General features: G+C 59.8%; 18 protein-coding genes and 1 pseudogene. 7 read left to right on the top strand and 12 right to left on the bottom strand.

From position 1 onward, the window contains the following. Position 1: 1 nt before the first annotated feature. Both NTD87_RS22580 and NTD87_RS22575 read right to left on the bottom strand, forming a co-directional pair. On the bottom strand, positions 2 to 961 hold the full coding sequence (locus NTD87_RS22580; protein WP_123424425.1) for an AAA family ATPase: 960 nt from the start codon (positions 959 to 961) through the stop codon (positions 2 to 4). 355 nt (positions 962 to 1,316) lie between these two features. Beyond that, positions 1,317 to 1,673, bottom strand: coding sequence for a hypothetical protein (locus NTD87_RS22575; protein ID WP_262116414.1), 357 nt, complete (start codon positions 1,671 to 1,673; stop codon positions 1,317 to 1,319). Positions 1,674 to 2,177: 504 nt separating this feature from the next. Between NTD87_RS22575 and NTD87_RS22570 the strand changes: the two genes are divergently transcribed. Beyond that, positions 2,178 to 7,070: an NAD-glutamate dehydrogenase gene (locus tag NTD87_RS22570; protein ID WP_262116413.1), complete on the top strand. Its 4,893-nt coding sequence runs from the start codon at positions 2,178 to 2,180 to the stop codon at positions 7,068 to 7,070. Positions 7,071 to 7,126: 56 nt separating this feature from the next. Here NTD87_RS22570 and NTD87_RS22565 read toward each other — a convergent pair whose 3' ends face one another. Further along, positions 7,127 to 7,420 carry a putative quinol monooxygenase gene (locus NTD87_RS22565; protein ID WP_262116412.1) on the bottom strand — a complete coding sequence of 98 codons (294 nt, stop codon included), beginning with the start codon at positions 7,418 to 7,420 and terminating at the stop codon, positions 7,127 to 7,129. A gap of 125 nt (positions 7,421 to 7,545) precedes the next feature. After that, positions 7,546 to 8,979, bottom strand: a complete 1,434-nt coding sequence (locus tag NTD87_RS22560) for a PLP-dependent aminotransferase family protein (RefSeq protein ID WP_262116411.1) — start codon at positions 8,977 to 8,979, stop codon at positions 7,546 to 7,548. Between the two features lie 131 nt (positions 8,980 to 9,110). Here NTD87_RS22560 and NTD87_RS22555 point away from each other — a divergent pair, with 131 nt between their 5' ends. Next, positions 9,111 to 9,632: a GNAT family N-acetyltransferase gene (locus tag NTD87_RS22555; protein WP_262116410.1), complete on the top strand. Its 522-nt coding sequence runs from the start codon at positions 9,111 to 9,113 to the stop codon at positions 9,630 to 9,632. Between the two features lies 1 nt (position 9,633). Here NTD87_RS22555 and NTD87_RS22550 read toward each other — a convergent pair whose 3' ends face one another. After that, the gene (locus NTD87_RS22550; RefSeq protein ID WP_262116409.1) at positions 9,634 to 10,326 is read right to left on the bottom strand and encodes an aspartate/glutamate racemase family protein; all 693 of its coding nucleotides are present in this window, start codon (positions 10,324 to 10,326) and stop codon (positions 9,634 to 9,636) included. An 80-nt stretch (positions 10,327 to 10,406) separates the two neighbouring features. On the opposite strand from NTD87_RS22550, the gene NTD87_RS22545 reads away from it, so the two are divergent. Then, positions 10,407 to 11,177 (top strand): helix-turn-helix domain-containing protein, encoded by a 771-nt coding sequence (locus NTD87_RS22545; RefSeq protein ID WP_262116408.1) that lies wholly within the window; start codon positions 10,407 to 10,409, stop codon positions 11,175 to 11,177. Positions 11,178 to 11,247: 70 nt separating this feature from the next. Then, positions 11,248 to 11,742, top strand: coding sequence for a hypothetical protein (locus tag NTD87_RS22540; RefSeq protein WP_262116406.1), 495 nt, complete (start codon positions 11,248 to 11,250; stop codon positions 11,740 to 11,742). 147 nt (positions 11,743 to 11,889) lie between these two features. On the opposite strand, the gene NTD87_RS22535 is transcribed toward NTD87_RS22540, so the two are convergent. Further along, positions 11,890 to 12,111, bottom strand: coding sequence for a cbb3-type cytochrome c oxidase subunit 3 (locus tag NTD87_RS22535; protein WP_262116404.1), 222 nt, complete (start codon positions 12,109 to 12,111; stop codon positions 11,890 to 11,892). 15 nt (positions 12,112 to 12,126) lie between these two features. Next, a complete protein-coding gene (gene ccoN, locus NTD87_RS22530) occupies positions 12,127 to 13,554 on the bottom strand; it encodes a cytochrome-c oxidase, cbb3-type subunit I (protein WP_262116402.1) in 1,428 nt (475 codons plus the stop codon). 420 nt (positions 13,555 to 13,974) lie between these two features. Between ccoN and NTD87_RS22525 the strand changes: the two genes are divergently transcribed. Then, positions 13,975 to 15,648 (top strand): nitrite/sulfite reductase, encoded by a 1,674-nt coding sequence (locus NTD87_RS22525; RefSeq protein WP_262116401.1) that lies wholly within the window; start codon positions 13,975 to 13,977, stop codon positions 15,646 to 15,648. Further along, positions 15,645 to 16,139 (top strand): DUF934 domain-containing protein, encoded by a 495-nt coding sequence (locus tag NTD87_RS22520; protein WP_262116400.1) that lies wholly within the window; start codon positions 15,645 to 15,647, stop codon positions 16,137 to 16,139. The genes NTD87_RS22525 and NTD87_RS22520 overlap by 4 nt, the downstream gene beginning before the upstream one ends. A gap of 186 nt (positions 16,140 to 16,325) precedes the next feature. Here the strand turns inward: NTD87_RS22520 and NTD87_RS22515 are convergent, their stop codons facing one another. The 5 genes and pseudogenes from NTD87_RS22515 to NTD87_RS22495 all read right to left on the bottom strand — a co-directional run bounded on the left by NTD87_RS22515 (position 16,326) and on the right by NTD87_RS22495 (position 21,209). Further along, complete coding sequence (locus tag NTD87_RS22515; protein ID WP_262116399.1) at positions 16,326 to 18,677, bottom strand: tetratricopeptide repeat protein; 2,352 nt, start codon at positions 18,675 to 18,677, stop codon at positions 16,326 to 16,328. A 135-nt stretch (positions 18,678 to 18,812) separates the two neighbouring features. Beyond that, positions 18,813 to 18,899, bottom strand: a pseudogene (locus NTD87_RS22510) (transporter); the annotation flags it as partial. Positions 18,900 to 19,018: 119 nt separating this feature from the next. Continuing rightward, the gene (locus NTD87_RS22505) at positions 19,019 to 20,425 is read right to left on the bottom strand and encodes a DUF1254 domain-containing protein (protein ID WP_262116398.1); all 1,407 of its coding nucleotides are present in this window, start codon (positions 20,423 to 20,425) and stop codon (positions 19,019 to 19,021) included. A 9-nt stretch (positions 20,426 to 20,434) separates the two neighbouring features. Further along, the gene (locus NTD87_RS22500) at positions 20,435 to 20,653 is read right to left on the bottom strand and encodes a hypothetical protein (protein ID WP_262116396.1); all 219 of its coding nucleotides are present in this window, start codon (positions 20,651 to 20,653) and stop codon (positions 20,435 to 20,437) included. Positions 20,654 to 20,663: 10 nt separating this feature from the next. Beyond that, positions 20,664 to 21,209, bottom strand: coding sequence for a hypothetical protein (locus NTD87_RS22495; RefSeq protein WP_410017507.1), 546 nt, complete (start codon positions 21,207 to 21,209; stop codon positions 20,664 to 20,666). A 287-nt stretch (positions 21,210 to 21,496) separates the two neighbouring features. Between NTD87_RS22495 and NTD87_RS22490 the strand changes: the two genes are divergently transcribed. Next, positions 21,497 to 21,940, top strand: a complete 444-nt coding sequence (locus NTD87_RS22490; protein ID WP_262116394.1) for an SRPBCC family protein — start codon at positions 21,497 to 21,499, stop codon at positions 21,938 to 21,940. Positions 21,941 to 22,179: the final 239 nt, after the last annotated feature.

Below are 22,179 nucleotides of genomic sequence, written 5' to 3'. Positions count from 1 at the left end.
GTCAAGCGACAGCTACGACGTCGAGAATCCGCTGGACCACACGGTCCTGGTCAATGCCTGCGGCTTCGGCTTCGAAGGAAAGAATGATGCGATGGCGCAATACGTCGAACAGCACCGCTTGAATGTCTTCGGGGCTGACAAAGTCGCGTCCGGCCAGCCAGGCGTGGGCGCGGGCGCAGCGATCGAGGGCAATGGAACCGCGCGGGCTGGCGCCGTAGGCAATCCACTCGGCCATTTCCGGGTCGAACTTGCCCGGCGTACGGCTAGCCATGACCAGTTGCACCAGGTATTCCTCCACGGCGTCGGCCATGTACAAACCGAGGATTTCCTTGCGCGCGGCAAAAATCGCTTGCTGGCTGACTCGGCGCTCGGGCTTGGTCTCGCCGTTCAGCGCTTCACCACGGGCCTGTTGCAGAATGCGCCGCTCGACGGCCGCGTCCGGGAAGCCGATTTTGACGTGCATCAGGAAGCGGTCGAGCTGGGCTTCGGGCAGCGGATAGGTGCCTTCCTGCTCGATCGGGTTCTGCGTCGCCATGACCAGAAACAGCGGCGACAGCTCGTAAGTGCTGCGCCCGACGCTGACCTGCCGCTCACCCATGGCTTCGAGCAAGGCCGACTGGACCTTGGCCGGTGCCCGGTTGATTTCGTCGGCCAGCACCAGGTTGTGGAAGATTGGCCCTTGCTGGAACACGAAACTGCCGGTTTCCGGGCGATAGATCTCGGTGCCGGTGATGTCGGCGGGCAGCAGGTCGGGGGTGAACTGGATGCGATGGAACTGTGCTTCGATACCTTCGGCAAGCTCTTTGATGGCCTTGGTCTTGGCCAGGCCGGGGGCGCCCTCGACCAGCATGTGGCCGTCGGCGAGTAGCGCGATGAGCAACCGATCGATGAGCTTTTCCTGGCCGAGAATCTGCGTTGAAAGAAAGGTTCGCAGCGCAAGCAGCGCTTCACGATGTTCCATCGATGACTGTTCCTGGAGAGGGTGAGCAAAGGCGTTCGAATAACACCAGGGCTGGGGGCGTTACTTTAATCCATCGCAGGGGGTGGCGACTAACGGCGATCAGGGATTTTTTGGGTTTTGTGGGCTTGTTTAAGGGTTATTAAGGTTTTTCGGTGTGGCGGGACAGAGTCTGCGGTGTTTTTTTTGCTCTAACGCCCGTAGCAGCTGCCGAGCCCGCGAGGCTGCGTTCGAGGACGAAGTCCTCGCAAACCCGGCATACGCGGATTGCCTGATGGAACGCGTTGCCTGATTTTACGACCGCTTCGCGGCCGAACGCAGCCTCGCGGGCTCGGCAGCTGCTACGGATAGCGATTTGTCAGGCCAACTGGCTTACATAAGTGCCGGTACCTTTGAGAATGTTTTGCAAGGTTTCTTCGACTTCGGTCAGGTCGGCCGCTGCGGTGTTGTGAATGATTTCCAGGTGGTCATCGCCATTCAGCGCATCGGCATCGGCCGCCGCGATTTCGATCAGCAGGCGGGTAGGGCTGAGGGTGACTTTCACACCGTCGAGAGTAGACGGCTCACCATCGAGGGTGATTTCCAGCTCGTCTTCGTCCGGGTAGCGCGTCATCAGGAACATGTCGCCCTGATTGCTGTGGCAGCAGAGCATGGCCATGTTGTCTTCTTCGTCGTCGCACGGGTTGGCGATCAGGTGGGCGGTGGTCATTTGCATGGGGGAATTCCTGGCTCGACGAGCGTGGTGAAGGCGACAAAAGGTGATTTTGCCAGCCCTGGGGAATTTCTGCTCGGATCTGTGTCAGATAGTGTGTTGTGAACACTGAAGGGGGTGGTGGTCATTTTTGGCACGGGTGTGCCGTAAATACGGGCATAAATCCGCCTTTTCTCCACGCGACTGCTAGTGTTGTTCGATGCGCCGGCGATGAGTTACGTACCGATGACCGAATATGTCGCAGCATCGCAAGCAGGCAGGTTGTCGCACCCGATAAGCTGCGCAACGGATGGACACCTGTAAAGGCATTACCTGTTCTGTCGGTAGTCGTTTTTGCAGATGCCCATTCTTGGAAGGTGAATGTGACCTGAGTGTCTCGTCCAGCTTCACCCACCTGTCACCCTGTTAACCTCTGCCCGAGATTCAGGAGCAGGGTGACGGATCGCCCCGATAGGGGTTTTGCACGCGACGCTTCCATCAATAACAAGCCCAAGCGGAGTACCACAGATGGCGTTCTTCACCGCAGCCAGCAAAGCCGACTTCCAGCACCAACTGCAAGCGGCACTGGCGCAGCACATCAGTGAACAGGCACTGCCACAAGTGGCGCTGTTCGCTGAACAATTCTTCGGCATTATTTCCCTCGATGAGCTGACCCAGCGCCGGTTGTCCGACCTCGCCGGCTGCACCCTTTCTGCCTGGCGCCTGCTTGAGCGCTTTGACCACGCGCAACCACAAGTGCGCGTGTACAACCCCGATTACGAACGCCACGGCTGGCAGTCGACCCACACGGCGGTCGAAGTGCTGCACCACGACTTGCCATTTCTCGTGGACTCGGTACGCACCGAGCTGAACCGTCGCGGCTACAGCATCCACACCTTGCAAACCACCGTGCTGAGCGTACGTCGTGGCGCCAAGGGCGAGCTGCTGGAAATCCTGCCTAAGGGCACCCAGGGCGACGGCATTCAGCAAGAATCGCTGATGTACCTTGAGATCGATCGTTGCGCCCATACCGCCGAACTCAATGTATTGAGCAAGGAACTGGAACAGGTTCTCGGTGAAGTCCGCGTTGCGGTCGCCGATTTCGAACCGATGAAAGCCAAGGTCCAGGAGCTGATCGACAGCATCGACAAAAGCAAATTTGCCGTTGATGCCGAAGAAAAGAGCGAGATCAAGGGCTTCCTCGAGTGGCTGGTGGGCAACCACTTCACGTTCCTCGGTTACGAAGAGTTCGTGGTTCGCGACGGCAAGGATGGCGGCTATATCGAGTACGACCAGAACTCGTTCCTGGGCCTGACCCGATTGCTGCGCGCCGGCCTCACGGCCGAAGACCTGAGTATCGAAGACTACGCCGTGAACTACCTGCGCGAACCGACGCCGCTGTCGTTCGCCAAGGCTGCGCACCCGAGCCGTGTGCACCGTCCGGCTTACCCTGACTACGTGTCGATCCGCCAGATCGATGCCAGCGGTAAAGTCATCAAGGAATGCCGCTTCATGGGCCTGTACACCTCGTCGGTGTATGGCGAAAGCGTGCGGGTCATTCCGTACATCCGTCGCAAGGTCGACGTTATCGAACAGCGTTCCGGCTTCCAGGCCAAGGCGCACCTGGGCAAGGAACTGGCCCAGGTACTCGAAGTGCTGCCGCGTGACGATCTGTTCCAGACCCCGGTCGACGAACTGTTCAGCACCGTGATGTCGATCGTGCAGATCCAGGAACGCAACAAGATTCGCGTATTCCTGCGCAAAGACCCGTACGGTCGCTTCTGCTATTGCCTGGCCTACGTGCCACGCGACATCTATTCCACCGAAGTGCGTCAGAAGATCCAGCAAGTGCTGATGGATCGCCTGAAAGCCACCGACTGCGAGTTCTGGACCTTCTTCTCCGAGTCCGTACTGGCCCGTGTGCAACTGATTCTGCGGGTTGACCCGAAGAACCGTCTGGACATCGACCCGCTGCTGCTGGAAAAAGAAGTGGTTCAGGCGTGCCGCAGCTGGCAGGACGACTACGCAAGCCTGGTGGTCGAAAGCTTCGGCGAAGCCCAGGGCACCAATGTGCTGGCCGACTTCCCGAAAGGCTTCCCGGCCGGCTACCGCGAGCGTTTCGCCGCGCATTCGGCCGTGGTCGACATGCAGCACCTGCTGAGCCTGAGCGAAAAAAATCCGCTGGTGATGAGCTTCTATCAGCCGCTGGCCCAGTCCACCGGTCAGCAACTGCTGCACTGCAAGCTGTATCACGCCGATACTCCGCTGGCGTTGTCGGACGTGCTGCCGATCCTGGAAAACCTCGGCCTGCGCGTGCTTGGCGAGTTCCCGTATCGCCTGCGTCACAACAATGGTCGCGAGTTCTGGATCCATGATTTTGCGTTCACCGCCGCTGAAGGCCTGAACCTCGACATCCAGCAGCTCAACGACACCCTGCAGGACGCGTTCGTCCACATCGTGCGTGGCGATGCCGAGAACGATGGATTCAACCGTCTGGTACTGACCGCCGGCCTGCCGTGGCGCGACGTGGCGCTGCTGCGTGCCTACGCCCGTTACCTGAAGCAGATCCGTCTGGGCTTCGACCTGGGCTACATCGCCAGCACCCTGAACAACCACACCGACATCGCTCGCGAGTTGACCCGGTTGTTCAAGACCCGTTTCTACCTGGCCCGCAAGCTGACCAGCGACGACCTCGACGACAAGCAACAGCGCCTGGAACACGCGATCCTGGCTGCGCTGGACGACGTTCAAGTACTGAACGAAGACCGCATCCTGCGTCGTTACCTGGACCTGATCAAGGCAACCCTGCGGACCAACTTCTACCAGACCGATGCCAACGGTCAGAACAAGTCCTATTTCAGCTTCAAGTTCAACCCGCACCAGATTCCAGAACTGCCGAAACCGGTTCCGAAGTTCGAAATCTTCGTCTATTCGCCACGGGTCGAAGGTGTGCACCTGCGCTTTGGCAACGTTGCTCGCGGTGGTCTGCGCTGGTCCGACCGTGAAGAAGACTTCCGTACCGAAGTCCTGGGCCTGGTAAAAGCCCAGCAAGTGAAGAACTCGGTCATCGTGCCGGTAGGCGCCAAAGGCGGCTTCTTGCCGCGTCGTCTGCCACTGGGTGGCAGCCGTGATGAAATCGCAGCAGAAGGCATTGCCTGCTACCGCATCTTCATTTCCGGTCTGTTGGACATCACCGACAACCTGAAAGAGGGCGCCCTGGTGCCTCCGGCCAACGTCGTGCGTCATGACGACGATGACCCGTACCTGGTGGTTGCCGCGGACAAGGGCACTGCGACCTTCTCCGACATCGCCAACGGCATTGCGATCGACTACGGCTTCTGGCTCGGTGACGCCTTCGCATCCGGCGGCTCGGCCGGTTATGACCACAAGAAAATGGGCATCACCGCCAAAGGCGCGTGGGTGGGCGTTCAACGTCACTTCCGCGAGCGCGGCATCAACGTCCAGGAAGACAACATCACGGTAGTGGGCGTCGGCGACATGGCCGGTGACGTGTTCGGTAACGGCTTGCTGATGTCCGACAAGCTGCAACTGGTCGCAGCATTCAACCACCTGCACATCTTCATCGACCCGAACCCGCAGCCTGCCAACAGCTTCGCTGAGCGTCAGCGTCTGTTCGACCTGCCGCGTTCGGCGTGGTCGGATTACGACACCAGCATCATGTCTGAAGGCGGCGGGATCTTCTCCCGTAGCGCGAAAAGCATCGCGATTTCCCCGCAGATGAAAGAGCGCTTCGACATCCAGGCCGACAAGCTGACCCCGACCGAACTGCTGAACGCCTTGCTCAAGGCGCCGGTGGATCTGCTGTGGAACGGCGGTATCGGTACCTACGTCAAGGCCAGCACCGAAAGCCACGCCGATGTTGGCGACAAGGCTAACGATGCACTGCGCGTGAACGGCAACGAACTGCGCTGCAAAGTCGTGGGCGAGGGCGGTAACCTCGGTATGACCCAACTGGGTCGTGTCGAATTCAACCTCAATGGCGGCGGCTCCAACACCGACTTCATCGACAACGCCGGTGGTGTGGACTGCTCCGACCACGAAGTGAACATCAAGATCCTGCTCAACGAAGTCGTGCACGCCGGTGACATGACCGAGAAGCAACGCAACCAGTTGCTCGGCAGCATGACGGACGAAGTCGGCGGCCTGGTCCTCGGCAACAACTACAAGCAGACTCAGGCCCTGTCCCTGGCAGCCCGCCGTGCCTACGCACGGATTGCCGAGTACAAGCGTCTGATGAACGACCTGGAAGGCCGTGGCAAGCTGGACCGTGCCATCGAGTTCCTGCCGTCGGAAGATCAACTCAACGAGCGCGTTGCGGCAGGCCAAGGTCTGACCCGTGCAGAGCTCTCGGTGCTGATCTCCTACAGCAAGATCGACCTCAAGGAGCAGTTGCTCAACTCCCTGGTACCGGACGACGACTACCTGACCCGTGACATGGAAACTGCGTTCCCGCCGATGCTGGTGAACAAGTTCTCCGAGGCCATGCGTCGTCACCGTCTGAAGCGTGAGATCGTCAGCACCCAGATCGCCAACGACCTGGTCAACCACATGGGTATCACCTTCGTTCAGCGACTCAAAGAGTCGACCGGCATGAGCCCGGCGAACGTGGCCGGTGCTTATGTGATCGTGCGCGACATCTTCCACCTCCCGCACTGGTTCCGTCAGATTGAAGCGCTGGATTACCAGGTTTCGGCCGACGTGCAACTGGAGTTGATGGATGAGCTGATGCGTCTGGGCCGCCGTGCCACTCGCTGGTTCCTGCGCAGCCGTCGTAACGAGCAGAATGCTGCCCGTGACGTCGCGCACTTCGGTCCACATCTGGCAGCGCTGGGCCTCAAGCTCGACGAACTGCTGGAAGGCCCGACCCGCGAAGGCTGGCAGACCCGCTATCAGGCTTACGTCGCTGCTGGCGTACCTGAGTTGCTGGCGCGCATGGTTGCAGGCACCACTCACCTGTACACCTTGCTGCCGATCATCGAAGCGGCGGACGTGACCGGTCAGAACGCAGCGGACGTGGCCAAGGCCTACTTCGCCGTGGGCAGCGCACTGGACCTGACCTGGTACCTGCAACAGATCAGTGCTCTGCCGGTGGAAAACAACTGGCAGGCGCTGGCCCGTGAAGCATTCCGTGATGACATCGACTGGCAGCAACGGGCGATCACCATCTCGGTCCTGCAAATGGGCGAAGGCGAGCAGGACGTGGAAACGCGTCTGGCCTTGTGGATGGACCAGTACCAGACCATGGTCGAGCGCTGGCGCGCCATGCTGGTGGACATCCGTGCCGCCAGCGGCACCGACTACGCCATGTACGCGGTGGCCAACCGCGAACTGCTGGACCTGGCGTTGAGCGGGCAAGCGGTAATTCCTGTCGCCGCCCTGGAGCTGGAACCGGCTGTCTGATCAGGCGTTGAATGAAAAAGCCCCGCATTGAGAGATGCGGGGTTTTTTTATGTCTTTTAAACGATCGGAAAACTGTTGAAGTCGACACTGCTGGCCAGTCGGCTGTCGATCAGGCCGATGAAGCCTTGCACTTGCGGGCAGTAGAAGTGCGATCGCATGGCAGCTTCGGACTGCCAGTGGGCGCTGACCGTCCATCGATTGTCGTCCTCCGGGCAGCGGTCGACCATGTAGGAGTCACAGCCTGGGAGCTCACGCAAGGTGTCGACGATCTTCTGCAATTGCTTGCCCAGTTCATCCGAGCAGCCAGCCGCGGCCTGCACCTGGACCGTATTGATCATTTCGTCGGACATCGCACACGCTCCTCTATCAAGCCGCACGGGGCTCGCTCTCGGCGGGATAACGCTTGTGCAGGATAGGCCTGTGCCTGGTAGCGGCCAACAGCCAATTGGCAGTAAAAGGGGCAGACCAATAGACCTCAACCGACTTGCTGCAAAATGTCGCGCAGACGGTCCAGGGCACTATCGATGTCCAGGGTTTCGATGGCGCCGAAGCCCATAAACAGCCCGGCCCGCGGTGCTTGCTGATAGAAGAAGTCGTTCAGGCCATACAGCCCGACTTCGACTTTTTTCGCCAGTTCGATGACCAGAGGGACATCCATTTCTACTTTAAACAGCAACGCCATGTGAAACCCGGCAGTGGTCGGCACCGCTTCCAGCCAGGGCGACAGATCCCCGGCGACGCGTGCCAGAATTCGCTCACGACGCCCGGTGTAGACCGTATGGCAGCGACGGATGTGTTTCAGCAGGCAACCTTCGGCAATGAATTTGGCCAGCGCCCATTGCGGCAGGGTCGAGGTGTGCAGGTCGGTCAGTTGCTTGGCGCGGATCACTGCTTCGAGAATCGCTGGCGGCAGAATCGCGTAGCCCAGACGCAACTCCGGCAGCAGGGTTTTCGAAAAGGTCCCGACGTAGGCAACGATGCCGCGCTCATCCATGCTCTGCAGGGAGTCGGTGGGCCGGCCTTCGTAGCGGAACTCACTGTCGTAGTCGTCCTCGATGATGATCGCGCCCAGCTCGTGAGCCCTCACCAGCAAGGCTTCGCGCCGCGCCTGGCTCATCGGCATGCCAAGGGGGAACTGGTGCGAGGGCGTGACATAGATCAGCCGGGTGCCGTCGGGAATCAGCTCGACCTGAATGCCTTGCTCATCCACCGGCACCCCGACCACCTCGGCGCCGTGAGAGGCAAACAGCAGGCGCGCCGGCGGGTAGCCTGGATCTTCCATGGCCACGAGGCTGCCGGGTTGGGTCAGGACACGGGAGATCAGGTCCAGCGCTTGTTGCGCGCCGTTGCACACCACCACGTCGTCGTCCTGACAATTGACCCCGCGGGAGAAGGCGATATGCCGGGCAATCGCGTTACGCAGCGCTGGCAGGCCTTCCGGTTGGCTGTAAAAACCCTTGGAACCGGACATCTGCCGCAGTGCATGAGCGGTGCAGCGACGCCAGTCGTCCAGAGGAAACTGCCCCTTGCTGGTGGCGCCGCCGATGAACTCATAACGCAGCGAACCTTCCAGGGTGGGATGGCGCAAGAACGACGGCATACTGCGCCAACGCTCGATGCTTTCGGCGCTTGCCAACTCGCAATGGCTCTGTTTGCGGACGATTGTCGAGGGGCGGGTATTGACGTAGGTGCCTTTGCCGATTTTCCCGGTGAGGTAGTTCTCGTAGGTCAACTGCGCGTAGGCGTCGGAAATGGTCTTGCGTGAGATGCCCAGTTGCTCGGCGAGCAGGCGGCTGGGGGGCAACTGCGTTCCGGCGGCCAGTCGCCCCGACTCAATGGCGCTGCGCAGTTGCTGGTACAGCTGACCTGCGAGGTCCTTTCGGCCATTGATCACAACATGAAGTTCCATATCCGCGAGGCTCCTTCGGTAGTTGGCGTTTTGGGCTGGCGTGCGTGGCGCCAGATCACTCGTAGCTGTCGTCACCCAGGTGACGATCCGTTTAGACTCGACGGCCATGCCATTTTCAAGGAAGAACCATCATGTCCGCCACCGATCCCGTCATCACCCTTGAGCGTTTCAGCGAAGCCCACATCGAGGGCATCACCGCGCTCTACAATGATCCGGCGGTCGCTCGCCAGGTGCTGCAAATGCCGTTTCAGTCCACTGAAGTCTGGCGCAAGCGCCTGGCGCCGGAGAACGAGCGGGTGGTGCAACTGGTGGCACTGCATCAGGGCCAGGTCATCGGCAACATCGGCCTGGAGCAGTTTTCACGAATCCGTCGTAGCCATTGCGCCAGCATCGGTATGGGCGTGGCTGTCGCCTGGCAAGGCAAGGGCGTTGGTTCCCGGCTGCTCGCGGCGGTGCTCGACCTCGCTGATAACTGGATGAACGTGCAACGGGTGGAGCTGACGGTGTACGCGGATAACGAAGCCGCGATTGCGCTGTACCGCAAGTTTGGCTTCGACACGGAAGGGCTGTTTCGCGAGTATGCGGTGCGTGATGGCGTGCTGGCGGACACCCTGAGCATGGCGCGCTTGCGCCGTACGCTCAGGGCTTCCTGAGTCAGTCGCCGAGGGCGAAGGCCACGGCGGCCCGGGCATGCAGTTCGGTGGTGTCGAACAGCGGCAGTTCGCTGTGTTCGGGTTTGATCAGCAGGGTGATTTCCGTGCAGCCGAGGATAATCGCCTGGGCCCCGCGTGCGGCCAGCGCTTGAATCACCTGCTGGTAAATCTTGCGTGATGCGTCGCTGATCACCCCGACGCACAGTTCGTCGTAGATGATCCGGTGCACCGCCTGCCGTTCGGCGGCCTCAGGGACCAGTACGGTCAACCCTTTGGCCTTGAGCCGGTCCTTGAGGAAGTCCTGTTCCATGGTGAAGGCCGTGCCCAAAAAGCCGACGGTCATCGTACCCGCGTCCACCGCGGCTTGACCTGCCGGGTCGGCAATGTGCAGAAACGGCACTGAAATCGCTGCCTGAATCTGTTCGGCCACCTTGTGCATGGTGTTGGTGCACAGCACCACGCACTCGGCACCGCCAGCTTCAAGCCGGCGCGCGGCGTCCACCAGAATCAGCGCCGCGTCTTCCCAGCGCCCGGCGTGCTGGGCTTGTTCGACAGGCCCGAAGTCGACGCTGTACATTAGTAACTGCGCCGAACGCAGCGGCCCGAGACGGTCACGAACCTGCTGGTTGATGAGGCGGTAGTACTCGGCGCTGGACTCCCAGCTCATGCCGCCAATAAGGCCGATGGTGCGCATGCTGTGCTCCTGTTGATGGTTGACTTCTGTTCAAGCGAGTGTCCCGTGTTGCATTGGCTCGATCTATCAGGAAATTTCACATGGCTGGCCCACTGAGTCAGAGACTGCTGGGTGGCAAACTCTGCCTGCAACTCCTGCCGCGTGCGGCCTACAGTGCTCGCGATCCGGTAACCGAGCAAACCCTTGGCGTGACACTGGAGCGCCAGCAGGGCGTGCACGCTATTGATTCGGATCGTCGGCTGGACTTTGACACCTGGCCGGGCGTGCTGGCCTACACCCCGGTGGGCGTGGAAGTGTTTTCCGAATCGGCGGCGGGCGGTGAGTACCTGTTGGTACGCTGGAGCGGACCGCTTGCTGACGCACCGACAGCCCGGTTTAGCCGGCGGGTGCAGTCTGGCGGCCATGCTCAAGCACTGGCGCTCGGGCGTGAAGCCCGGCGGTTGCTGCTTGATCCACAGCCTGATCGGTTAGCGCTGGACGAATGTGCCTTGGCCTTCGCCGGTTTGCCGATCGTCGATAATCCTCAACGGCAAGCGCCGCACGCATTCTCACGGGTGCTGGAACAGATCGCCGAGCAGTTCGACCAATGTTTGAGCCTGGAACAATTGGCGGCCACCAGCGGCCAGACCGAACTGCGTTTTCTACGTGACTTCACCCGGGCCATCGGCCTCACGCCGCACGCTTATCTGGTCGATGTCCGGGTGCAGGCTGCGCGGCGGCTGATCGAGCGCAGCTCGCTGCCACTGGCGGCCATCGCCCAGGACTGCGGTTTCGCCCATCAGTCGCACATGGGCAGTGCCTTTCGCAAACTGCTGGGGATGACCCCCAGCCAGTACCGCTCACGCTTTTAGTCGTACGCTGGCAGCGTGCATCTGCCATGCTCAAAGTCCGCAGTACTGCTTCAACCAAAGGAACACAGCAATGGACGACGTACAGCAACTGGGTGAGATGCTTCGCCATTACGCAGAAAGCGAAGCGCACAAGAAACAGCTGTTTGAAACCCAATCGGCGGTGTGGGCGACGCGTATTGGCGAGTTGTTCGGGCAGATCGAGCAGTGGCTGGAACCGGTCAAGGCACCGCATCTGCTGGAAGTGAGTCGCGAAGCCTATGTGGCGTTCGGGGCAAACGTGCCGGTCGAGAGCTCGACCTTCAAGACCGAGAAACTGAGCATTCTGATTGCCGGCAAACCGGTGGAAATCGTACCGGAAGTGATGGGTATCGGTGGGTTGATTTCACTGGCAGTGATGGGCCTGACCGCTGCGCGTTACGGCAGTGTGTCGCTGGTGTGCCAGCCGCCGTCCACTGACTGGCAGTGGCGCAAGACCAATGGCCTGAAGGACCCGGACACCTTTGCCTTCGATGCGAATTTTCTGGCGCAGCAGTTGCAGCTCTTGATACCTCGCGATCGGGGTTAAGCAATACAGGTTTTGTGACCGACAAGTAAACCCTGTGGGAGCGAGCCTGCTCCGGGCGGCGATCCGACGAAGAGGCCATTACATTCAGCATAAATGTCGGATGTAACGCCGCCATCGCGAGCAGGCTCGCTCCCACACTGGACTGCATCAAACCTCCACATTCCCCCAGCCTGGCTTGGCCTCTTCAGGCGCAACAGCCTTGACGGTCTTGCCCGTCGCCAGCTCCACTCGCTGTGCCACTTCCGGATCATCGGCAAAGGGGAGCAGGCTGGCGTCGTCCAAGCTATCGGCGGTCTGGTGGCGCAGGCAATACTCGATGGCCAACCACAGAAACACCACGCCCGATCCGTTGAGTACAATCTCGATCATCTCAAGCTCCTTGCCTCAGGCAATCTGCGCTTCGCGTTCGGCTATCGCCACGTCAGCGACCCGCACGGTGCGCCAGGTGTTGTAGGCCATCAGCAACATGCCGCTGAGGAAGAACAATCCACCGGTGAAACGCACGATAAAGCCCGGATGGCTGGCCTGCAGGGTCTCGACGAAGGAGTAGGTGAGGGTGCCGTCGTCGTTGATCGCCCGCCACATCAGGCCCTGGGTAATGCCGTTGACCCACATCGAGGCGATGTACAGCACCGTGCCGATGGTCGCGAGCCAGAAGTGCAGGTTGATCAATGGCGTGCTGTACATCTGCTCACGGCCGAAGACTTTCGGGATCATGTGATACAGCGAGCCGAAAGTGATCATCGCCACCCAGCCGAGCGCGCCAGCATGGACGTGGCCGATGGTCCAGTCGGTGTAGTGAGACAGCGCGTTGACGGTCTTGATGGCCATCATCGGGCCTTCGAAAGTCGACATGCCGTAGAACGCCAGGGACACCACGAGAAAGCGCAGAATCGGGTCGGTGCGCAACTTATGCCAGGCACCCGAGAGGGTCATCATGCCGTTGATCATGCCACCCCAGCTGGGCGCCAACAGGATCAGCGACATGGCCATGCCCAGCGACTGTGCCCAGTCCGGCAGTGCGGTGTAGTGCAGGTGATGGGGGCCGGCCCAGATGTACAACGTGATCAGTGCCCAGAAATGCACGATCGACAAGCGATAGGAATACACCGGCCGACCGACCTGTTTCGGCACGAAGTAATACATCATCCCGAGGAAACCGGTGGTCAGGAAGAAGCCCACCGCGTTATGCCCGTACCACCACTGCACCATCGCATCGGTGGCCCCGGAATACACCGGATAGGACTTGAACCAGCCCACCGGAATCGACAGGTGATTGACCACGTGCAGCATGGCGATAACCACAATGAATGCACCGAAGAACCAGTTGCCGACATAGATATGTTTGGTCTTGCGCCGCACCACGGTGGTGAAAAACACAATGGCGTAGGCGACCCAGACCACCGTCATCCACACCGCGCCGGAGAATTCGATCTCGGCGTATTCCTTGGTGGTGGTGTAGCCCAGCGGCAGGGTGATCAGCATGCTGACGATCACCGATTGCCAGCCCCAGAAGGTGAACGCGGCGAGTTTGTCGGAATACAACCGCACCTGGCAGGTGCGCTGCACCGCGTAGTAACTGGCGGCAAATTGCGCGCTGCCGGCAAAGCCGAAAATCACCAGGCTGGTGTGCAGCGGACGCAAGCGGCCGAAGGTGGTCCAGGGCAGATCGAGGTTCGCCTCCGGCCACACCAGTTGCGAGGCGATCCACACGCCCATCGCCATCCCGATAACGCCCCATACCACTGTTGCCACGACGAATTGGCGGACGACCTTGTAGTTATAGGCCTGTCCGATTGTTGCTGTGCTCATGGTCAATGCTTCCACGGTTGCAAAGTCTTGCCAGGCCACCCGGTCTGGCATGCCGTTTACTGTAGAAAGCATGGGATAAACAAAACAGGCTCAGAAAAACTGCATTAATGCGGATCAGATCGGAGGCCAGCCTGCGGTGATCTGACGCGCCCTGATATGGTTTTTTAGTTTTTAGCTGAGTCTGTAACGCCCTGAGCTGCTGCTTCATAGTCACCACCACACAAGAACCCTCGGTTACTCACCCCGTAGCAGCTGTCGAGCTTGCGAGGCTGCGTTCGAGTCGGTCCGCGTTCGGGCGAAGCGCTCGTAATCCAGTCGACGCGGTATGACAGACACACCGCGTGCTCAGGCTCTACGACTGCTTCGCAGCCAGCTGCTACGGGGCTGTGGGTTTGGGGTCAGCACTGATGAGGTAGGACTATGTACCAATATGACGACTACGACCGGGCCCTGGTCTTTGAACGGGTTGCGCAGTTTCGCGATCAGGTCGAACGGTTCATGGCCGGTGCCTTGAGTGAGGAAGAGTTTTTGCCGTTGCGCCTGCAAAACGGCCTGTACATGCAAAAGCATGCCTACATGCTGCGGGTCGCCATTCCCTACGGCACCCTCAGTGCCCGGCAGATGCGTACGCTGGCGAGCATCGCCCGGGATTACGATCGCGGTTACGGTCACTTCACCACTCGGCAGAACATGCAATTCAACTGGATCGAACTGACCCAGGTGCCGGAAATCCTGGAGCGCCTGGCCGAGGTCGAAATGCATGCGATCCAGACCTCCGGAAACTGCGTGCGCAACATCACCACCGAAGCCTTTGCCGGTGTCGCGGCGGACGAGTTGATCGATCCACGGCCCTTGGCGGAGATCCTCCGCCAGTGGTCAACCATCAACCCCGAATTCCTGTTTTTGCCACGCAAATTCAAGATCGCCATCTGCTCGGCGAAACAGGACCGCGCGGCGATCATGATGCATGACATCGGCCTCTACCTTTACCGCGACGCGGCCGGGCAGAGGCTGCTGCGGGTGATCGTCGGTGGCGGTCTGGGGCGTACGCCGATCCTCGGCTTGCAGATCCGTGAAGGCTTGCCGTGGCAGCATTTGCTGTCCTACGTCGAGGCCGTACTGCGGGTCTATAACCGTCACGGTCGGCGTGACAACAAGTACAAGGCGCGGATCAAGATTCTGGTCAAGGCGCTGGGCATCGAGGCCTTCGCCCAGGAAGTCGAGCAGGAGTGGCAACACCTCAAGGACGGCCCGGCGCAGTTGACCGACGTCGAGTACCAGCGCGTTGCCAGCGCGTTCGTGCCGCCAGCCTATAAGCAACTGGTCGACACCGATCTGGATTTCGGTACTCGTCTGGCCGAGAACCCGGCGTTTGCGCGCTGGGTCGCCCGTAACGTGCAGCCGCACAAAGTGCCTGGCTACACCAGCGTGGTGCTGTCGACCAAACCCGGCTTGGCCTCGCCGCCCGGTGACGTCACCGACGCGCAGATGGACGCGGTGGCCGACTGGTCCGAGCAGTTCGGTTTCGGTGAAATCCGCATCGCCCATGAACAGAACATTGTCCTGCCGGATGTGCCCAAGGCTGACCTGTACGCATTGTGGTGCCTGGTCTGTGAGCACGGACTGGGTTGCGCCAACATTGGCTTGCTGACCGACATCATCGCCTGTCCCGGGGGTGATTTCTGCGCGCTGGCCAATGCCAAATCGATCCCCATCGCCCAAGCGATTCAGGCGCGTTTCGATGACCTGGATTACCTCCACGACCTGGGGGATATCAGCCTCAATATCTCCGGTTGCATGAATGCCTGTGGTCACCACCACATTGGCAATATCGGCATCCTCGGCGTCGATAAGAATGGCAGCGAGTGGTACCAGATCACCCTCGGTGGCGCCCAGGGCAAGAACAGCGCGTTGGGTAAAGTCATCGGTCCGTCGTTCAGCGCGGCCGAAGTACCGCAGGTGATCGAGCGGATCATCGCGACCTTTGTCCGTTACCGCGAGAGCGAGGAGCTGTTTGTCGATACCGTGCAGCGCATCGGTCTGGAACCGTTCAAGGAGCGTATCTATCCCAAGAGCCTGGAGGTCGTGGCATGAACAATCTGCTGCAATTGCGCGAGCGTGTTGCGCTAAAGGTCGACGACGATCCGTGGACGTTGATCAGGGCGGTTGACAGCGAACTGCCAGCGGGGCCGCTCATCTTGCCGCTGGCCCTATGGCTGATGCGCCGTCTTGCGCATCATCCCTCGCGAGACGCGGTGTGGCTGGGGCCGGATGACGAGGTCGAAAGTCTCAAGCCGTGGCTCAAACTGTTGCCAATGATCGCATTGGATTTTCCGAGTTTTCGCGATGGCCGGGCATACAGCCAGGCTTACCTGTTGCGTACGCGTTTGGGCTGGGCGGGTGAGTTGCGGGCGATTGGCGATGTACTGCGCGACCAGCTCAGCCATATGCGCCAATGCGGTTTCGATGCCTTCGCGGTACGTGAAGACAAATGCGCTGAAGATGCCCTCAAGGGGCTGGCGGGGATGAGTGTGCATTACGGTCGCTCGGTGATCGAGCCACGACCGTTGTTTCGGCGACGTTAGGAGGCCCGTGGCGAGGGAGCTTGCTCCCGCTGGACGGCGAAGCCGTCCCAAAGCTGCTCCCCCATTTCAACAGACCGAACGCGTCAGCCGGATTGCGACTGCTACGCCCGAACGCGGACCGGCCGACGGGAGCAAGCTCCCTCGCCACAGGTGGTCATCGTACAGTCGTCGCTGATTTCGCATTCCTCACTTCAACGCCGGATCCCCGGGGTTCAACTTTTTCCAGCCTTGCAGCAAGACCTGGGCCTTGGGTTCCTGACCGTTGTCCAGGTAGTACTGGATCAGCGACAGCCGCGCATTGCGATTGGCCGGTTGCAGCTTGATCAGCTTCTCCAGTTGCTCACACGCCTCATCAATCTTGCCGCTGTCGTGCAAGGCAACGGCCAGCACATAGCCGTATTGGGCATTCTGCGGTTCCAGGCGAGCAGCGTTGCGCAGGGCCGGCATGGCTTGCGCGGTGTTCCCGGCACGAATCAAGGCCAGGCCTTGAGTGTGCTGGAGCAGCGCGGCGTCCGGGTGTTCCTTCAGGCTCTTGGCCATGAGCGCTTGAGCCTCCGTGCTACGCCCGGTTGCTTCAAGCCACTGCACGAGGGTCACCAGCGCCGGGAAGAAATCCGGATCGCGGTGGATGGCTGCGCGCAACATGGGCTCGACCTCGGCACTGCGTCCGCTGGCCTGGTAGAGCATTGCCAGGTTGAGGTTGGCTTCGGCGCGCTCGGCGAGGCTCAATTGCACCGCCTCGTATTCGCCGATGGCCGCGTTCCAGCGCGTTTGGGCCGGGCCCAAGCCGTTGGCGGCACTGAGCAGATCCCGGGCTGCGGCAATGCGAATGGCCTTGACCGGATCACTCAGCAACGGCGTCAGCAGAGACACTCGTTCAGCGGGTGGGAGGAAGGCACTGACCGCGTGAATCGCGCTTTCGCGCACCTGCGGATCCGCGTTGCTCAGGTCTTTGCCTGCCAGTTTCAGCGCTTGTTCGCTGGGGTACAGCATCAGCTCGGCCAGCAGCGTTGCACGTTGAATCGCTGGCAGGTTGCTGCGCTGCAGTTGATCGTACAGGGCTTGCGCAGCGCCAGGTTGGCCCGTGCGAATCAACCACAGGCTTTCGTCGTATCGCGGAGCCTGGGCTGCCGGGCTGGCATTCCAGAGATTGAACTGCTCGGTAACCTTGTCACCGGCCTTGCCCTGGTGGCAGGTCAGGCAGGCATCGGGAGTACCGAGTTTCTTCGCACGCTCCGGGTTGGGGATGCTGAAGCTGTGGTCATGCCGGAAGTCGTTGCCCATATAGAACTTGCCAGGCATGTGGCAATCCACACACTGCGAACCGGGTTGGCCGGCCACATGCCGGTGGTGCTCGGGCGAATCGTAATGCTTGGCTTGCAGCCCCTCACCGTCGACGCCTTCGACCGCGGTCTTGCCCGCGGTGTTGTGGCATTGCAGGCAGACACCGTTGCCCGGCGCCTTGAGTTCGGTGCTGTGAGGGTTGTGGCAATTGCTGCAACGCACGCCTTTGTCGAACATTTTGCTTTGCAGGAACGAGCCGTGCTCGAACACTTCATCCTTGATCTTGCCGTCCAGCGCGTACAGCTCACGAGTCAGCAGGCTGGGCAGGTAGTCGTCCATCAAGCGCTTGCCCGCGGTGTAACCATCGCCCAACGGGGCGCGGCGTGCGTGGCAACGGGCGCAGGTTTCGATTTCGGTGGTGGCGTTCTTGTCTTTGAGGTCGACAGCAAAACCTGAGTGGATCAGGTCGCTTTTTTTCGCCGCCCATTCAAGGTGATTCGAAGCCGGACCGTGGCAGGCCTGGCAGCCGACGCCGAGGCTGTTCCATTGGCTGGCGAAGGTGTTGCTGGCGGCATCGAAATTGCGCGTGTAACCGGTGGTGTGGCATTCGACGCACATGAAGTTGGCGTTCTGGTTCGGCTTGCTCCAGTGCAACGGGTTCTTGAAGTTGACGCCCTGACCCGGATACAGGTGGAACCACTGGTTTTTCCTGGTATCCCACGCTATGCCCAAGGCCTGCAGGCGACCTTCGCCGACTTCGATCAGGTACTGCTGCAGCGGTGCGACGCCAAAGGTATAGGCGACTTTGAAGTCGGCATTTTTACCGTCAGCCCCTGCGGTATTGACCCAGAAGCTGTCGTCCTTGCGAAAGAACCGCGTGGACTCGTTTTCGCCCTTGAAGCTGCTGTTGTTGAAATTGGCCAACACTGTCTCGGCATTGGCGGCTTGCATCGCCAGTTGGTGATGGGAGCCTTTCCAGTCCTTGACCTGCTCGGCGTGGCAACCCTGGCACTGTTGCTCATCGACCAGGGTCGCTGGCGACGCCGGTGCGGGTGGTGCCTTCACCACGGGGGCGGGCGTAACGCTGGGCGGGACGTAGGCCACAGGCGCGGGTTGACTGGCGTAGATAAACCAGCCAAGGCCTGCCATGGCCACAAGCAACAGGGCGGCGGTGACGGGAAACACGTAGCGGGAAATGAAGGTAGGGCGCGAATCAGGGTTTGGGTTTACGGCTTTATTTTTATACTTGGGCATTGCAACTTCCGTAGTCCAGATGCGTTGACCGTTCAGGCGCGCTTTTTTTGCTGTCGTGCAGCTTTGCGCCTGGGCGGATGCCTGTCAAATTACGGTTGTGATTGAGGTCTGACGCTAGATCGTCACTGCCCGACAGCTGTAGTGACCCTCAACGGCGTACAGCGGCTTCTGTTCGAGTTTGCTGTCGCCGTGGTAATCGTTGTTGTCGCCGTACAACGAAACCCGGCATTGGCATCAGCGCCAGGGTGGCGGCGCTGAGTGTGCACAGTCTTGAAAATGCCCCCCCATTGTTTCGCTCATTGAATACTACGGGTTGGCCGTGCCGGGCTTAAGGGTTAAAGCTAAGGGTTGATAGGCGTCAACGGTGGCAGTTTCCATTGACCGTTACCGACCTCAGGCTTGGGCAGGTACAGACGCAAAATCGCGTAGAACGGACCATGCGGTGCCGGCAGCCAGTTGCTGCGCTGATCCTTGAGCGGTACGGAGTGCTGCAAGTAAAGGGTCAGGCCACCGTCCGGGTCGCGCTTGAGTGTGGAGAGCATGCGCGAGTTGATCAGGTAGCGTTTTTTGTGGTTGGGTACCAGCAGCTTGGTCTTGCCGTCGTACATGGTCAGCGACCAGAACGCGTCGGCCGGTGGCAACTGATCCTTGTCGAAATGGATGGAGTAGCTGTGCCGTGCGCCGTTGGCCGGTTTGCCCTGGTTGTCGACGAAATAGCCCATGTAGGCCGCTTCATCGGCGGAGTTGCCAAAGATGCCCATGTTGGCGCCGGCGTAGCGGTACAGGTAATTGCTATTCAGGTGGTCGCGGGTGCCGAAGAAGTCGCCGCTGGTGACTTGATGGGTATCGACCTTGTCTTTCTTGAAGGCTGCGAACTCCGCCTTGGCGTCGGCGATGCCGTCGTCGAGGGCCTTGCGCTGTTCGGCGGTGAGTGTTTTGAGATCGAATGGCTGGCCGGCCACGATGCCGATCTTCGCGAAACGCGCCAGCAGGTCTTTTTCAACGTCTTGCGCCGGGGCGAAGCCGAGCATGAAGTTCAGGTAGCGGAACAGCTCCGGGCTGTCGCTCATGGTCGGGGTTGGCTTTGGCCAATCGACTTTTGGCGCCGCGGCCGGAACCGGTTGTCCCAGATATTGGCTCAGCGTCTGGACCTTGTAGCCACTCTGGATTTTTCTGACCTTCTCCAGGTCCTTTTCATCGAACAGCTGCGTGCGGTACAGCGCGTAGGCAATGTTGCTTTCGCTGCGCACCAGACGATCGATGTTGACCGGTTGCTGACCTTTCCAGTCCGGGCCGACAATCATGAAATGACCGCCTCTATTACCGGTGCTACGGGTACCCAGGTAGGCAAAGTTTTGGGTGTAGAGGTCGATCAGCTGTACCGAGTAATAACGCCCTTCAGCGATCTGCGGCAGGGTCAGGACCACAGGTTCGGTGCGCAGGTCCATCCAGACGAACGAGTAGGGCGTGTCTGAGTTGGGCGTGATGATTGCGGTATCTTTGGGCGTGAACACGCGTGCGGTATTGCCGATACGGTTGAACGGCGCCTTGAAGTTCGGTCCGCCCTTGTCCACGGCCTGCGCGTACAGAGTCTTGTACATCTCCACTACCGGGGAACCGTAGAGATAGGCTTCTTTGGCAATCCCTCGTGCTTCTTCAGGGCTGGCGCTGAAATCTGCCCAGGCGCTTGCGCTCAGTAATAGAGAGAGGCCGGCGAGCAGCAGGCGGGTCGGTTTTTCGATGGTCATTGCACAGTCCTATGGATAAGCGCGATTCAGGTGTAATTGCAGGGCTGTAATGTCGTCGAGTTTGCGGTTTTTGTCGAAACAAGTTTCCGTTACCGAACAAAGGCGCACGTTATTGCGGGTAGTCACCCGGTCACTTTGTGTATCGAGACTCTGCGCCTGAGCGCCGACGCCGCAACTTGCAGACAATGCCATCACACTGAAACCGATCACGCGCATCAAAGTACACATAACAAAGTCCTTACTTTCCGAAGGTCATGTTGATCCCGGCGAACAGCGTGAACTGTGGCAGGCCATCGCCTTTGCGTTCGACTGTCCATTGTGGTTCGAGGTAGGCGTTCAGAATGTTGCTGCCGGCCTGCCATTTGCCGGTGCCCAGTTTATCCTGTTCGGCGGTCGGTGCCGTGATTTGCGGACCGATGCCCAACTGCACGCCTTCGGTCTTGAGCAGGAAAATATCGAACAGGTTCAAGTCACCGATGCCGGTGCTGTAACCGCTGTGAGGGGCGGGTCGGGTGCTGATCGGCAGGGTGGCACGCAACAGTTGCGGGACACCGATGAAGTCATTTGGTGCGATCGGCAGAGTGCCGCGCAGCAAGGCGTCATTGGTGTGAGCGTTGGTGTCGTACAGCCTGGGGGTGTAGTAATCCTGCAGGTTGGCGCCGGGGGCCAGGTTCAGCGGGTTGTTACTTTTGTTGGTCGTCTCGGCGTTGTCGGCGACGGCAAAAAATGCAGGCGCTAATGTCGTGGCCAAAAGCATGGCCTGGAGTGAAATACCTTTCGACATGATTCCCCCGCTTCCCTGGTGGCTCCGCAAACACTACGGCACTTGATGGTCGCTTGGTTTGTAATACTTGTTCTAACGGGTCTGTAGGACACGTCAGATGAAGTTAGCAGTAAACAGGGTCTTAGCCAGTCGAAGGGGTTAACTCTTTGGTTTTGTGCGCGAAGTCACCTAATTTTGCTGTCGAAAAAAACAGCCCGTTCACAGACTTGCACCTTGGAAACACTGTAAGGCCTCAAGTAGCGAGTGCTAATCTACTGGCCTTTGCGCTCAAAGGAAGGTCGCTGCCAATGCCTGTTCTGGAACTCACCACGCTGATCAAAGGGCGTACACCCACACAAGTTCTCGATTTCTGCCTGGAAGGCAGTAACTTCCCGAAAATTTTCCCGGAGCGGGTGACCCCGTTGGGCAACATCGACGTGAACAACTTGCGCATTGAAGCAGGCCGCGAGTTCAGTTTTCGTCATTGGATGTTCGGCTGTATTCCGGCGACCTGGACCGTGGCGATCCGCGAGGTCAGCGACAGCCATTTTATCGATGAAATGCTCAAGGGTCCGATGAGTGCATTTCGCCATGAGCACCGGGTCGCGGCCGCGGAGGGCGGGACGTTGTACACCGACCGGGTGACCTATGCGGCGATTGGCGGTGCACTTTTGGAGTGGCTGATGGTCAATGCCTACATGCAGCGGATTTTTCGCGCCCGGCACCGCAATATGCTGCGCTTGCTGGGCTGAAGTAGCCTGTATGCGGTCCTGTGGGAGCGAGCCTGCTCCGGGCGGCGATCCGACGATGCGGCTTAACATTCAATGATGTTGACTGACAGTCCGCTTTCGCGAGCAGGCTCGCTCCCACAGGGTTTTACGTTGGTTGTCAGAGTTGTATCCAGTGTGTGAAGCCTCATGACAATTTGTGTTTGGCCATAGGTCGTCGGACAATTTCGTGGTTAACTTCCAGCTCTCGTAAATTCTTTACT

The organism is Pseudomonas sp. 6D_7.1_Bac1 (genome assembly GCF_025465945.1).
GTDB lineage: Bacteria > Pseudomonadota > Gammaproteobacteria > Pseudomonadales > Pseudomonadaceae > Aquipseudomonas.
Note: the sequence above shows the minus strand (reverse complement) of the source record. Positions and strands in the feature narration are given on the sequence as shown.